The organism is Ralstonia sp. 1138 (assembly GCF_040544795.1).
In the GTDB taxonomy this organism is placed as follows: Bacteria; Pseudomonadota; Gammaproteobacteria; order Burkholderiales; family Burkholderiaceae; genus Ralstonia; species Ralstonia flatus.
On the sequence record NZ_JBEPKQ010000001.1, the window covers coordinates 279,226 to 292,391 of the forward strand.

Annotated in this window: 11 protein-coding genes; 3 read left to right on the forward strand and 8 right to left on the reverse strand. The window is 65.9% G+C overall.

Features of this window, described 5'->3' with window-relative positions; genetic code table 11:
• The first annotated feature begins 75 nt into the window (after nucleotides 1-75).
• From ABIC76_RS01205 to ABIC76_RS01215, 3 genes are all read left to right on the forward strand, one after another.
• Nucleotides 76-1,215 carry a cytochrome P450 gene (locus tag ABIC76_RS01205; protein ID WP_354532696.1) on the forward strand — a complete coding sequence of 380 codons (1,140 nt, stop codon included), beginning with the start codon at nucleotides 76-78 and terminating at the stop codon, nucleotides 1,213-1,215.
• Between the two features lie 48 nt (nucleotides 1,216-1,263).
• On the forward strand, nucleotides 1,264-1,608 hold the full coding sequence (locus ABIC76_RS01210; RefSeq protein WP_103519081.1) for an antibiotic biosynthesis monooxygenase family protein: 345 nt from the start codon (nucleotides 1,264-1,266) through the stop codon (nucleotides 1,606-1,608).
• Nucleotides 1,609-1,760: 152 nt separating this feature from the next.
• Complete coding sequence (locus ABIC76_RS01215) at nucleotides 1,761-2,915, forward strand: Gfo/Idh/MocA family protein (protein ID WP_354532697.1); 1,155 nt, start codon at nucleotides 1,761-1,763, stop codon at nucleotides 2,913-2,915.
• A 59-nt stretch (nucleotides 2,916-2,974) separates the two neighbouring features.
• Here ABIC76_RS01215 and ABIC76_RS01220 read toward each other — a convergent pair whose 3' ends face one another.
• The 8 genes from ABIC76_RS01220 to ABIC76_RS01255 form a co-directional block, all read right to left on the reverse strand.
• A complete protein-coding gene (locus ABIC76_RS01220; protein ID WP_009240655.1) occupies nucleotides 2,975-3,265 on the reverse strand; it encodes a hypothetical protein in 291 nt (96 codons plus the stop codon).
• Between the two features lie 170 nt (nucleotides 3,266-3,435).
• Complete coding sequence (locus ABIC76_RS01225) at nucleotides 3,436-6,675, reverse strand: bifunctional cytochrome P450/NADPH--P450 reductase (RefSeq protein WP_354532698.1); 3,240 nt, start codon at nucleotides 6,673-6,675, stop codon at nucleotides 3,436-3,438.
• 150 nt (nucleotides 6,676-6,825) lie between these two features.
• Nucleotides 6,826-7,617, reverse strand: a complete 792-nt coding sequence (locus tag ABIC76_RS01230) for a DUF2968 domain-containing protein (protein ID WP_354532699.1) — start codon at nucleotides 7,615-7,617, stop codon at nucleotides 6,826-6,828.
• Between the two features lie 106 nt (nucleotides 7,618-7,723).
• Nucleotides 7,724-9,139, reverse strand: coding sequence for a sigma-54-dependent Fis family transcriptional regulator (locus tag ABIC76_RS01235; protein WP_027679044.1), 1,416 nt, complete (start codon nucleotides 9,137-9,139; stop codon nucleotides 7,724-7,726).
• A 15-nt stretch (nucleotides 9,140-9,154) separates the two neighbouring features.
• Nucleotides 9,155-10,885 (reverse strand): TadG family pilus assembly protein, encoded by a 1,731-nt coding sequence (locus ABIC76_RS01240; RefSeq protein ID WP_354532700.1) that lies wholly within the window; start codon nucleotides 10,883-10,885, stop codon nucleotides 9,155-9,157.
• Between the two features lie 19 nt (nucleotides 10,886-10,904).
• Nucleotides 10,905-11,234 (reverse strand): DUF3613 domain-containing protein, encoded by a 330-nt coding sequence (locus ABIC76_RS01245; RefSeq protein ID WP_354532701.1) that lies wholly within the window; start codon nucleotides 11,232-11,234, stop codon nucleotides 10,905-10,907.
• Complete coding sequence (locus tag ABIC76_RS01250) at nucleotides 11,231-12,166, reverse strand: hypothetical protein (RefSeq protein ID WP_354532702.1); 936 nt, start codon at nucleotides 12,164-12,166, stop codon at nucleotides 11,231-11,233. The genes ABIC76_RS01245 and ABIC76_RS01250 overlap by 4 nt, the downstream gene beginning before the upstream one ends.
• 1 nt (nucleotide 12,167) lies before the next feature.
• Entirely contained in the window at nucleotides 12,168-13,157 is a 990-nt protein-coding gene (locus ABIC76_RS01255; RefSeq protein WP_354532703.1) for a type II secretion system F family protein, read from the reverse strand.
• Between the last annotated feature and the right edge of the window lie 9 nt (nucleotides 13,158-13,166).

Consider the following 13,166-nt stretch of genomic DNA (forward strand, 5'->3'; position numbering starts at 1 on the left):
GACCAAACTGTTGGCGCGTGACAGGCGGGCGGCCAGTCCAGAGAATGGGAGCCATCTTACTCCCGCCCCACGCTGATGACCGCCCTCGACACCGCCCCGCCCGCCGACGTGCTGCAAGCCATCGTGCATGCCGACCCCGCGCCCTACTACGCCGAACTGGCCGCCACGCGTCCGTTCTTCTTCGATGCCACGCTCGGCTGGTGGGTGGCCGCCGGCGCCGAAGCCGTCGATGCCGTGCTGGGCAGCGCCGCGTGTCGCGTACGGCCTGCAGAAGAGCCGGTGCCCCAGGCCGTGGCGGCAACGCCCACGGGCGCATTTTTTGGCCGCCTCGTGCGCCAGATCGACGGGCCGGATCACAGCACGCGCAAAGCCAAGGTGATGGCCGCGTTGGGCCGGCTGGATGTATCGGCGCTGGCCAGCCGCGCGCAGCGGCAAGCACGCGCTACTTTGCCCGACGCAGCGAGCCTGGATGCCGCGCTGGATACCGATGCCCACTTTCGTGTGCCGCTCGCCACGATGGCGCAAACGCTGCTGGGCGATCACGCCGATGCGCTTGCCTGCCAGGCTGACATTGCCGCCTACCTTGCCGCGTTGGGCCCGGGCGCCAGCGCAGGGGTCGTCGCGCAGGCCGATGCCGCCGTGGGCCGCTTGCAGCAGCGCTTTGCCGACTCGCCGTCCGCCGGCGGTGACGATGACAACGACGCCGACATCGCCAATCTCGCCGCCCTGCTCGGGCAAACCTACGACGCCTGCGCCGGGCTGCTTGGCAACTGCATCGTTGCGCTGTCGCGGCACGCTGGGCTGACTGCCCGGCTGCGCGCGCAGCCGCTCGCCATCGAGCCTTTTGTGCGTGAAGTCCTGCGCTGCGATGCGCCGGTGCAGAACACGCGCCGCTTCGTCGCGCACGATATCGCGCTGCTCGGCCAGCCGCTGCGCGCCGGCGACAAGATCCTGGTGGTGCTGGCCGCCGCCAACATGGATGGCACAACCAACCCGGACCCACTACGCTTCGACATCGACCGCGCAGCGCCGCGCTTGTGGACGTTCGGCGGCGGCCCGCACCGCTGCCCCGCCGACGCATTGGCCACCACCATCGCGCGCGAAACGGTGCAGCATCTGCTGAGCCTGCCGGGTGTCGACCGATGGCTCGCCGGCCTTGGCAAGGTGACATACCGCCCCTCGCCCAATGCGCGCATTCCCCGCTTTCAAGCTTGAAGTTGCACCCACGAACGCATCACGAAAACACCCCACAGGAGACTTGCCATGATCGCCGTCATCTTTGAAGTCGAGCCTGCACAAGGCCAGCGCGACACCTATCTCAACCTTGCTGCACGGCTGAAGCCCCTGCTCGAGCAGGTCGATGGCTTCATCTCGGTGGAGCGCTTCCAGAGCATCACCAATCCGGACAAGATGCTCTCGCTGTCGTTCTTTCGCGATGAAGAGGCCGTCAAGGCCTGGCGCAACATGGAGCAGCACCGCGGCGCGCAGCACGTCGGCCGCGACCGCGCGTTTGCCGACTACCGCCTGCGCATCGCCCACGTGGTGCGCGACTACGGCATGACCGAGCGCGACGAAGCGCCGACCGACAGCCGCGCCGAGCACGCCTGAGCGCAGGGCCGCGCACCTCTGCGGGCTCGATGTGACGCCTTTTGCGCCCGCCGGGCACCACCTTTGCTTAATCAGTCAGAACCCGCACGGCCGAGCACACCGCATAACGGCCCCGGCATGCTGCCGTGCGCAACGATTGCAAAGGAATTGTCATGAATACCGCTTCTCATGAGGCTGAACGTGAGCCGCAAGTCGCTCCAGCCCGTACCGTCCAGAGCCCGGTGCGTTATGCCGTGGTCGGCGCGGGGTGGATTTCCCAGGCGGCGTTTCTGCCGGGCGTAGCGCAAAGCGGCAACTCCGTGGTCACGGCGCTGGTCACCGGCGATGAGGTCAAGGCCACAGCGCTGGCTGAGCGCTACGGCATCGAGCATGTCCACGGCTATGCGGACTACGACCAGCTGCTCGCCTCGGGCGATATCGACGCGATCTACCTCGCGCTGCCCAACGACATGCACCGGCAGTACGCCCTGCCCGCCCTGCAGCGCGGCATTCACGTGCTGCTTGAAAAGCCCATGGCCACCAGCGAGGCCGATTGCGAAGCGATGATCGAAGCGGCCCGCAACGGCAATGCGAAATTGATGATTGCCTACCGGCTGCACTTCGAGCCCGCCACACTGGCCGCCATTGAACTGGTGCGAGGCGGCAAGCTGGGCCGCATTCGCGCGTTTTCGGCCGTGTTCAGCCAATCGGTGGCGCCGTCCAACCACCGCGCCAACCACGGCTATTGGGCCGGGCCCGTGTCCGACATGGGCGTGTACCCCATCAACGCGGTGCGCAATCTCTTTGGCGAAGAGCCGGTCGAGGTGTCGGCCTGTGGCGTGCGCGACCCGGACCTCCCGTTCAACTTCGACGACACCGTCAGCGTGACACTGCGCTTTCCCGACCACCGCGTCGCCCAGTTCGTCGTCAGCTACAGCGGCGCCAGCATCGACCAGTACCGCATTCTGGGCACGAAAGGCGATCTGGAAGTTTCGCCTGGGTTCATGTTTGGCGTGGGGCTGAAATACCGCGCCACCATCGACGGCAAGACGCACGAACAAGCGTTTGACGCAACCGACCAGTTCGGCGGCGAGCTGCAGTATTTCTCCGATTGCATCCTCAACAACCGAGAGCCCGAGCCGAACGGCGAGGAAGGCCTGGCCGACGTGCGCGTACTGGCCGCCATCGAGCGCGCACTCGAATCGGGCCAGCCGCAAAACCTGGGGCCGTTCCAGCGTCAAGGCCGCATGGAGACTGCGCAGGTGCGCAAGCTGCCGCCCGTGCCGTCGCCAGAACTGGTGGACGCGGCTGAACCCAGCCAGGGATAAGAAGAACCGAAAAAGAAAAACGCCCGCGACGAACGGCGGGCGTGGGTGGGATTCAGGATTTACAGATTGATGCGCTGCACGGCGTCGCGCATGCGCTTGCGGATCGAGACATCCGAATTGGTGTTGCTGCTGGAGCCGTCGGTTTCCATGGCGTTATCGCAACGCCATTCCGTGGCTTCGCCGTTGTCCGTCAGCGCACAGACGCGGTGGGTCCAGCGGTCCCACACAAACACATCGCTGCCGGCCTCGCCGGAAAGCAGCGGCTCAAAACGGTACATCCACAAGTACCCGACACCCAGCAGGGTGACCAGAAAGATCGCCATCCAGGACGCTTTGATTCGGCGCCACATTCTCATTTCTCCTCGTGGAGCCACTGCGCCGGACGCGCCTGACAGGGCGTCGCTGGGCCAAAAGCGCGGTACTCCAAGGGGCAAATCGTAACATGTGGCATCCCGGCCCCGGCTCAAGCGGGCAGCCGATGCGGCAGCGCCACAACACCAACAGCAACCTTATCGGAGCGTCAGTTGAAGACGTCCTGCCGGTAGCGGCCGGATTGCATCTGCGCCGCCAACCAGTCCGACGCGGTCGACAGATCGCTGCCGTAGCGCGCTTGGTGCATGCGGATGAGCGTGTCGCGCACCGCTGGCGCCATCGCACGGCCGTCGCCACAGACATACAACGTGGCGCCCGCATCGAACGCCGCCCACACGGCTTCACGCGCATCCCACAGGGCATGCTGCACGAAGCGATGCGGATGCTCCGCCACGCAGGAATACGCAGGAAAGACGCGCACCACGCCTGCGTCTTCCCACGCCCGCAAAGTGTCTCGGTAGAGAAAGTCGTGCTCGGGGTGGCGACAACCGAAGCACAGCAGCGACGTTGCCACCGCCTCGCCTGCCGCCTGCTGCGCGGCACGCTCCTCCAAGAAGCCCCGGAACGGCGCGATGCCCGTGCCGGCACCGATCAGCACCATCGGCTTGCTGGCGTCTGCGTCGGGTGCGAACGGCGGATTGGGCGTGCGCACAACGGCGGCGATCTCCGCGCCCGCATGCAGCGTCACCAGGTAGTTCGATGCCGTGCCGCGATACGTGCCGACGCCAGACCACGCCGGCCCCGACACCGTGCCCACCGTCAGCGCGGCCACACCCGGCGACACCCGCGCCGACGACGCGATGGAATAGAAGCGCGGGCGCATCGGCCCAAGCCGCGCGAGAAACGCCTCCAGCGTCAGCTCGATCGCGGGGAAGCGGATCAACAGATCCAGCACGCTGACATGCGCGACCTGAATCTCACGGTCGAAGCGCTCGGCCGCGTCATCGCCTTCGAGCCAGACGGCAAGCTGACCGCGCGTGAACGGACAGCGCGTGGCTGCATGCAGCGCGGTGATATCGCGCACGGTGGCGGTGTCCTGCAGCTCGACAAAATCGCGCAGCAGTTGGCGCACGGACACCGGCTGGTTCAACGGCAGGTGCCGCACGTGCGCATGGCGTGCGGTCAGCGTGACGAGCGCATCGCCCTCCAACGCAAGCCGCGCGATGGCCGCGTCGACACGCTCATCGGCATTGCGCGGGTAGACGGCGAGGTGGTCGCCAGTGGCGTAGGTCACGTCGTCGGGCAACTGCACCGTGAGATGACGCGTCGGGCCGCGCGGCGCCTCCCGAGCGAAATCCCACAGGCCGGTGGCGTCGCTGACGAGTTCCTCATTGGCGAGCACCGTCATTGCGCGTGCGGCCGGCGGCAGCGTGGCGGCGCGGAGGGCATCAGGCGCAACGTAGTCGACGTGGACGGACGGGCCGTCGGCGTGGGTTTGGCGGGCGCCGAGGGCACTCCACAGGCTGCGCGTCCAGGCGTCGACGGCGGCATCGAAGCCGGCATTTCCGTCCGCCTCGCCACGCGGCACGATGGCGTGTGCGCCGGCTGCGGCAAGCATCGCTTCCACCCGCTTCGGGAACGCCTGGAACGCGGGCCATTGCGAGTTGCCGCAACCCAGAACGGCATAGCGCAATCCGGTTGCCTGCCGGGTGAGCGCGTCGGCGGCATCGAGCCGCGCTTCCAAGGTGCGAGCGCTGTCCGGCGCACGGCCGTTGTAGGTGGCGGCTACCACAATCAGCGTGCCCTGCTGCGGCAGCGCGTCGGCAATGGCGTCGAGCGGGGCCACCTTGGCGTCGAACCCGGCCCGCGATGCGGTGGCCGCGAGCTGCTCGGCGATGTCCTGGCAGGTGCCCAGGCTGCCGCCATACAGCACGTGCATCGGCTCACCGCCGCCGGCAAGTGCAGATTCGGCGGCGTCTTGCGTGACGGCCTCGGTGTGCGCAGGCGTGGCGATCGACAGCCGCTCCCGCGCATTGCGCAGCCGCGCGCGCAGGCGGAAACCGTCCGGTTTGAGCGTCAGCGTTTCCTTGATCTGGAAGCCGTAGTCGTACGGGTCGGACAGCGCAAAGCGCTGCAGGATCACCGCCAGCGCCAGCTTGGCTTCGGTCAGCGCAAACTGGCGGCCGATGCAGGCGCGCTCGCCGTTGCCGAAGGGCTTGTAGGCGTGCGGGTGGAGCTTGGCTTCGTTCTCTGGCAGGAAGCGGTCGATATCGAAGACTTCGGGGCGATCCCACACCGCCGGATCGCGATGCAGCGCCAGCAGCACGGTCACCACGCGCTGGTCCTTGCGGATGGCGTAGCGGCCGCCAATGCGCGTGTCTTCATACGGCGCCACGCCAAAGCTCGGGGCAGTCGGCCACAGGCGCAGCGTTTCCTTGAGCACGCGCTCGATCACATCCAGCTGTGCGAGGTGCGCATACTGCGGCACGGTATCGCCTGGCAGCACGCGGTCAACCTCGGCATATGCCTGCGCCAGCACGGCCGGATGGCGCAGCAGCATGTACAGCGCAAAGGTCAGCAGGCCGCTGGTGGTTTCATGCCCGGCAATCAGGAAGGTGATGACCTGGAAGCGGATGTTGGTGTCATCCAGCGGCTCGTCCGACACGGGATCGCGCGCGTTGAGCATCAGCCCGAGCAAGTCGCTCGCGCCGATGCCGCCATCTTTTGCTTGACGGCGCGCGCGGATCACCTCGTCCACCAGTTGATGCATGGCGGCCACGTCCTGCTCGAACCGGCGATGGTGCTCGTGCATGAAGCGGTCTTTGAGCGGCAGGCGCGTGAGCTTGCCCATGGCTTCGGACAGCACGCCCACCATGGCCGCCAGGAACGGATGCAGCTCCGGCGTGTTGAACGAATCGAAGCGGTATCCGAAACCCGCCAGCGAGATGGTGTCGAGCGTGAGCCGCGTCATGTCGTCGGCCACGGGGATATCGGCGTCTGGCCCCTGGCGCGCCCATTTGTCGGCCAGCGCATTGGCGACTTCGAGCATCACGTCGAAGTAGCCCTTCATCGCACGCTGGCTGAAAGCCGGCAGCAGAATGCGATGCGCCTTGCCCCAGTTTGGCTCGTCCTGATGCGCCGTGAAGAGGCCATCGCCGGCCCCCGCCCGCAGGAACGAGAGCGGCGGGCCGATCAGTTTGCGAAAACGCGTTTCGTCGCAGAGTTCGGCCACCAGATCGGCGGAATAGACGAACGGCACGCGCCGCCCCGCAAAGTCGAGCTGGTAGAGACCTTGGGGAAACTGCCGGCTGGTTTTCAGAAGCGTCTGGGCCAGGCGGTCTTTGGGGAGTTGCAGCAGGTTTCCCAGCCACGGCAAGCCCTTGGGCTGGGGGATGGGCTCCGCCGCAGCGGGCGAGGCATTGGCGGGTAACTCGGAGGCGGAACGCATGCGCGGTCGACTGCGAAAATGGGTTGTCCGCCAATGTACGCGCCGCCCTGGCCTGCATCAAACAAAGTCGCCATGTTTGAATGCGGCCCCCTAAAAGTGAATCGGGCGACCCGTAGGCCGCCCGATCTGGGGACGAGGTGAAGCGGTGGATCAGCGGCGGCGCGGCTGTGAATTGAACGGCGCGTTGACCTGGGCTTCGAGTTCGCGAATCTGACGCTGCAATTCGTCGACGCGGGCGCGGGCGGCACGGCGTTCGATATCCAGCGCCTCGGCTTCCGTGCGGGCGACCTTCTGTCGTTCCTGGGCCTGGGCCTGCTGCTGACGCTGGATATCCAGGTCGGTCTTCAGGCCACGCAGCTTTTCCTGCTGGGCGGCAATCTGGCGCTCGGAACGCTCCTTCTGGGCTTCCAGGCGAATCCGCTGCAGCTCCAGATCGGCCATCGTGCGGGTTTGCCGGGCGAAGTCGCTGTACAGGCGTTCGGCAGCGGCTTCATTGGCGGTCTTGATGACTCGCCAAAGGTCTTTCTGCTGGAAAAGCGTGACGTAGTACGTCAGGTCGCTCTGGGCAAACAGCAGGCTGGCGCCGTAGGCCCCGTTATAGGTGGTGCGCAGCTCGGACAATTCATGCGCCTGCATGCGCTGTTGCAGCTCGAATACGGCGCTGGCGGGTGCCGGACCGTCGGTGCGGGCTGCGCCGGCGGGCGTGGCAGCCATACTGGCGGCGGGCGCCGTGGCAGCCGGCTGACCAACCGTGGCAGTCAATGCCGGCACAGGCGCGGCGGCGGCAATCGGTGCAATGGCGGTGGGCGGCGCAGCGGGGCTTTGCGCCACGGCTGATGTGCAGGCGGCCGTACCGGCCACGACTGCGACTGCGGCCGCGATGGCCAATCCCCTCTGAAACGCGCGGTGCGACGCTTTCCCTGACTGTTTTTTTGTTCTCATCTCGACCCTGTGGATTCTGCGCAGGTGTTGCAGCCGAAAACTATACGCGATCCGCCGCCCGATTGGCACGCCGGGCGCCAGCCGCGCGGTAGGGTGTTGTATGGCGTCACTCCAGCTCGCGCAGCTCGGTTTCGCCGTCGGCGATCTGGTATTTGCGCATCTTTTCCCACAGCACCTTGCGGCTGATGCCGAGCGTGGCGGCAGTGTCCTGGCGGCGCCAGTTGTTGGCGTCCAGCGCTGCGAGGATACGGCGGCGCTCTTCTTCCCCACCCGTGCCCCCATTTCCACCGCTGCTGCGCTCGCCATAGCCGCCATGGCTGCCATTACCGCCCTCCCGTTCGAAGGCGTCGCGCTGCAGGCCGGCGAACAGCGGCAGGATGCGCGCTTCGTCCCAGCGGCCGAACTGACGCAGGGTGATGCCAATGCGCTCGGCCAGGTTGCGCAGTTCGCGCACATTGCCGGCAAAGTAGGCCCGGGCGACCGACGCCCGCACCCATTCGGGCACCGGCGGCATGGCATCGAAGGTCTTGTCGCCCAGCAAATGCCGCAGGAACGAGAGCAGCAGCGCGATCTTGTCGTCCGCGCCGCGCTGCTCAAGGCTGGGGATGCGCAGCTCGATCACGGCGAGGCGGAAGTAAAGATCGGCGCGGAATTTGCCCGTGGCGACCATCTCGCGCAAGTTCTTGTTGGTGGCAGCCACCAGGCGGAAATCCAGCTTGACGGGCACCGTTGACCCCAGCCGCGTGCATTCGCTGTCTTCGAGCACACGCAACAGCTTCACCTGCTGATACAGCGGCAGGTCGCCCAGTTCATCGAGAAACAGCGTGCCGCCATTGGCCTGTTCGAAGTAGCCGCGGTGCGCGTACATGGCGCCCGTGAACGCGCCCTTGGCATGGCCGAAGAACTGCGATTCGAACAGCCCATCGGGAATCGCACCACAGTTGACCGCCACGAACGGGCCTTTGCCGTAGACGCTGTTCTTGTCGTGCAGCAGGCGCGCAATGCGCTCCTTGCCAGCACCGGTTTCGCCGTAGAGCATGACGTTGCTGTCGCAATCGGCAAAGGTCTCGACCTGTTCCAGCAGCCCGTGCATGGCCGGCGATGCGGCTACGAGGTCGCTCTGGTCCTGCGCCTGAGCCTGCGCAGACGACATCGACGGCAAGACCTTGCTGATCTGTGCGCGGAGTTCGGTCGCGCCAAAATCCGGCCCCAGCACATACGTGTATTCGGGCGGAAAGCGGCTGGAATCATGCTGCGTATCCGCCGCCACCCAGATCACCGGCATGCCTTGGGCGGCCTGCCAGTCGAGCACCGTAAAGCCGCCGCTTTCGACCACCGACGCGCTGATCACCGCCACCGCGGGCTTCAGCCGAGGCTCTGCCGGCTGAAAATCGATCCCACCCGCGCGGATCACCTCCGCCCCGAACGGTGCCATGAACCGCGCCACACGATCGGCAATGTCGTGACGGCCTTCCCAGACAAAAATCTCAAGCGTTTCGTACGCCCAGCGATCGGTTTTCATGTCGTCGCTTCCATGTCAGTAAACCAGCTCGACGGCGTCGCAGTCGAGGGAGAGGAGTTTGATGTCGGCGTAGCCGAGTTGGATGCCGAGGACCCCAAGGAGCGGGCTGAGAACGGCATCCAGGGTCGTCCCCACCAACGCCAGCACCGGCGCTATGAGCGGTGCAAGATCCGAACCTAACGGGATGGTTCCTACGAGCGGGAGCGTCACCGTTAGTTGGAGCTGATTCAGGTTGCTGTTCAAGATGGAACTGAAGACCCCCTGCGTTGCCACGCGTGGCGGGGAGTTACCGCTGGTATCCGTTTGAGGACTCAAGCCGATCTGCGTTGCGGAAATGGTTTCGTCGCCCCAATTGGAGTTTGCGGTCGGCGATACGTTGGCTTTGATACTCACGGCCCCAAGCAGCCCCAAATCAACCAAAGGCGCGGGAGTTGCTTTTGAGCAATCCATTGGACCACTGACCGCCTTATCTGCATTGGTGGCGATACACACGGATACGGGTTGGGGTTGCGCAGAAATCGTCGCTGTTGAATTTGTACGAGGGACAGTGCAGTTATTCGACTTCGCGTGGGCCTGGGCTGCTGCGACCTGCAGGCCAATGGGCACACTCACAGCGAGCAATCCTGGCGCGCCAACTACCACTCCCACGCCCAATCGCACTTGCGCTGTCCGCGCTTGCGTCCTCCACTGCCCAGCGTTCGGCCCCGACAAGAACTGTCCCGGAGGCCCCACCGCGATGGCCGGCGGCTCGATGATTTTCAGCGACAGCGTGACCGCCCCCAACCCAACAAGGTTCAGCGTAACGGGCGCCACATTCACCGCCGACTGGCTGTTGGCAATCTGTGCAGCCGTCGTCAGCAGATCGAGCACGTTGACGGTGGCATTGAGTGCCGCCTGTTCATTGCCTGCCAGTGCCAGCACCTGGAGCAAGCCCGGCGACGAGGCGCCGCCATCGCCGATATTGATCGGCACATTCAAGTCGTTGCCGAATGACAGTGCATTGCTGGCGCCCGCCCCGCCTACAGATACGCCAGCCAGCCCGGACTGCGATGCGACCGAGATGACGGCATTGAAAAGGCTCCCCAGGCTGGGAGACAGGGACAGCAACTGCTGCATCGAACCCGCGCCCAGCGCGACCGCCAGATCGGCGAGCCGGATGTTGGTGGTGGCCAGCCCCTGATAGGACGCGGCGTCGAGATTCAGATTCGTGTGAAGCAAGTATCCGAGCAGTTGGTTCAGCAGCCCGTTATTGACGGATGCCAAGCCGGACCCGAGCGAGAACGCCACGATGGACGTGTTCTTGGCAATCGCAGTGGCCTGCAACCTCCGCTGACCGACCATGAAGAAATACGGCACGTTTCGGGTGATCGTCACCTGTGCGGCGTTCGTATTGCCATCCACTGCAGCTTGGGCAGTGAAGTACGTCGGCGCAGTGCCCGCGCTTGCATCCCAGACGCCCGGCACGACGGCCAGCGTGATGTTGGTGCCATCCACCGTCAGCCCGTTCTGCACGACGGACTGCTGGGCTGCGGTCGGCAAATCCAGTCGCTGCACCGCTGCCATGGCGGCGAGGTCGGCAGAGCGCTGCAACGCCCGCTGCGTATAGAACAGGTTGCCAATGTCGATGGACACCAGCACCGCCAGACCGACTGTGGCGATAAAGGTGGCCGTCATCACGCTCACCGCGCCGTGCAGGCGGCGGCGCAGCTTGGCGGCTCGACGAAGGCGGGAGGTGGCTCGTGTCACAGCGATGTTCTGTGAAGGTTCAACGTGCGGTTGTGGCCTGGCTCGAGCTTGTCGACTTCGCACTCGGGGCCGTCTGCGAAAGACCAGGCATCGGCCGGCTGAACGAATCCAGGTAGCGCTGGTACGCCAGTGCGGCCTGCTCACCGCGCAGCGGGACGAACTCTCCGGCATACTTGCCCTCGCGCTGCGCCTTGAGCAAGGCGCGCGTGGCATCGCCCATGTCGCTACCCACGTTGGGGGCGGCCTGGGCGGGGTTTTGCGGATTACCGCCCGAAAAGCCCTGCGCTCCCGCCGGGTTGGTCATGAACCATGCCGCAGCACTGGCGGCCATCAGAATGCGGTGAATCATTGCGCGGTCTCCAAGGTGTCGAGCAAGCGGCCGCGCTGCAACGCCAGCGGACGGGATTGGGGAGTGGCATTGGCGGCGGCATTGGGCACAGCCGTTACGGCAACGCTGGCGGCGGACGGACCGACCGCGACAGCACGCGGGGCCACCGAAGCGGCGTCGCGCGCGATACGGCGATCGCGCCAGGCGCCGCGAACACGCATCACGTCTTCATCAATGGCCTTGCGCGCGGAGGCCGTCAGTTGTGCATGCGACGCGAGCGACGCAGCATCGTCCTTGCGATCGTTCACGGTCAGCCAGATCACGAGGTTGCCGGCGATCTTCGGGCTGCCGGCGGCCATCTGCTGCGCCTGCATCAAGGGCACACGGGCTTGCTCGACCTCGCCGGCACGCATCAGCGCGTAGCCGAGATCGCTGGCCGTGCTCGCATCGGTCGGGTTGGCTTGCGCAGCGAGCTGCAGCCGGCGCGCCGCTTCGGCAAAGTTGCCCTGGCGCCCAGCGACGATGCCCAGGCCGCGCCAGGCCGAAGCATTGAGCAATCCGCCTTGCGTGCCTGCGCCCATGGCCGAGGTGGCGCCCACCACCGCGCGGTATTCGGCATCGGCCGCCGCGAGCTGGTCGGTTTCGCGCAGCGCGTCGGCGCGCAGCAGCATGATTTCGGGCGCCCGGCCATAGCGTTGCTGGTAGGCATCGATATGCGCGAGCGACGCGTAATACAGGCCTTGCTCCTGCATCCGGCGGATCAGCGAAAGATACGTCGCCGGACTGGTGATCTCGGCCTTCTCCTGGCTCTGGCGCTGACGTGCCATTTCGATATCGGCATCGGTGCGCAGGCTCATGTCGGATGTGGCCATCGAGCCGCAGCCGGACAGAAGCAGCGGCAGGATAGACAGCGCGCCCAGCCACGCATGTTTGATGTTCGGGAACGGTGCCATCTCAATTTCCCCCGGTATGTTGCAGGCTGCGCATGACGTTCATGAAGCCCGGCCCAGCTGTGATGATCAGCAGCGCCGGCAGCAGCGTCATGACCATGATCATCGTCATCTTGACGGTCAGTTTGCCCACACGCTCCTTCAGGCGAGCACGACGGTTTTCCTGCAGACGCCCGCCAAACTGGCGCAGCGGTTCCTGCACCGCGCCGCCAAAACGGTCGACCTGGGTGAGCAGCGTAATCAGGCCTTTCAGATCTTCGTTGTCGAACAGTCGGGCGATACGCAACAACGTCTGCTCGCGCGGCCGGCCCGACGCAAACTGCTGATTGGCGCGCCCGAATTCGCCAGCCAGCACGGGCAGCATGCTGTGGAACTCGTTGGCGATCACCTGAAGGCTTTGGTCAATCGACAGGCCCACGCCTTGCAGCAGACGCAGCATGTCGACCATCACGGGCAACTCGTCATCCACACGGCGGCGACGGCTCTCCTTGCGGCGGCCTAGCAGCCATTTGGGGCCGAGGTATCCCAGCGCGAAGCCGACAAAACCCCACACGAACACAAACAGGACCGACGTGGCGTTCAACGCGCCGACCACCGCCAGCACCGGCGGCAGGACAATACGCGTGCCGCCAAAGACGGTGCGCGCGTGTTCGCCGTAGTAGCCGCACTCCTCCAGCAGCTTGCGATCCTCTTCCGTGACGATGCGGTGCCCCAGGCTGGTGTCGATCCAGCGCTGGCCAACCTTGGCGATCTGCTGCTGGAGCTGCTGGGCTTCGCGCGTGCCATGCGGACGCGCCTTGGCCGCCGGCTGCACGGCGGGCGCCGCCCCGGTTGCGGCCGGACTGCCGGCCGTTGCCCTCATGTCGGACAACGCCGTGTCGAGCTTGCGCGCACTGCGATAACGCGTGAGCGTCGCCCGCAGCGCCAGGCCGCCGAACACCAGCACCCCCGCGGCGGCGGCGGTCAGGCTGAGCGTGATGAGCGTCTCGTCCATGCGCCCCCC

Coding starts and splice junctions, on each gene's coding strand:
- ABIC76_RS01220 (WP_009240655.1), bottom strand. CDS start 3,265: ATGTGGCGCCGAATCAAAGCGTCCTGGATGGCGATCTTTCTGGTCACC.
- ABIC76_RS01245 (WP_354532701.1), bottom strand. CDS start 11,234: ATGATTCACCGCATTCTGATGGCCGCCAGTGCTGCGGCATGGTTCATG.
- ABIC76_RS01230 (WP_354532699.1), bottom strand. CDS start 7,617: ATGAGAACAAAAAAACAGTCAGGGAAAGCGTCGCACCGCGCGTTTCAG.
- ABIC76_RS01255 (WP_354532703.1), bottom strand. CDS start 13,157: ATGGACGAGACGCTCATCACGCTCAGCCTGACCGCCGCCGCCGCGGGG.
- ABIC76_RS01235 (WP_027679044.1), bottom strand. CDS start 9,139: ATGAAAACCGATCGCTGGGCGTACGAAACGCTTGAGATTTTTGTCTGG.
- ABIC76_RS01210 (WP_103519081.1), top strand. CDS start 1,264: ATGATCGCCGTCATCTTTGAAGTCGAGCCTGCACAAGGCCAGCGCGAC.
- ABIC76_RS01250 (WP_354532702.1), bottom strand. CDS start 12,166: ATGGCACCGTTCCCGAACATCAAACATGCGTGGCTGGGCGCGCTGTCT.
- ABIC76_RS01205 (WP_354532696.1), top strand. CDS start 76: ATGACCGCCCTCGACACCGCCCCGCCCGCCGACGTGCTGCAAGCCATC.
- ABIC76_RS01225 (WP_354532698.1), bottom strand. CDS start 6,675: ATGCGTTCCGCCTCCGAGTTACCCGCCAATGCCTCGCCCGCTGCGGCG.
- ABIC76_RS01215 (WP_354532697.1), top strand. CDS start 1,761: ATGAATACCGCTTCTCATGAGGCTGAACGTGAGCCGCAAGTCGCTCCA.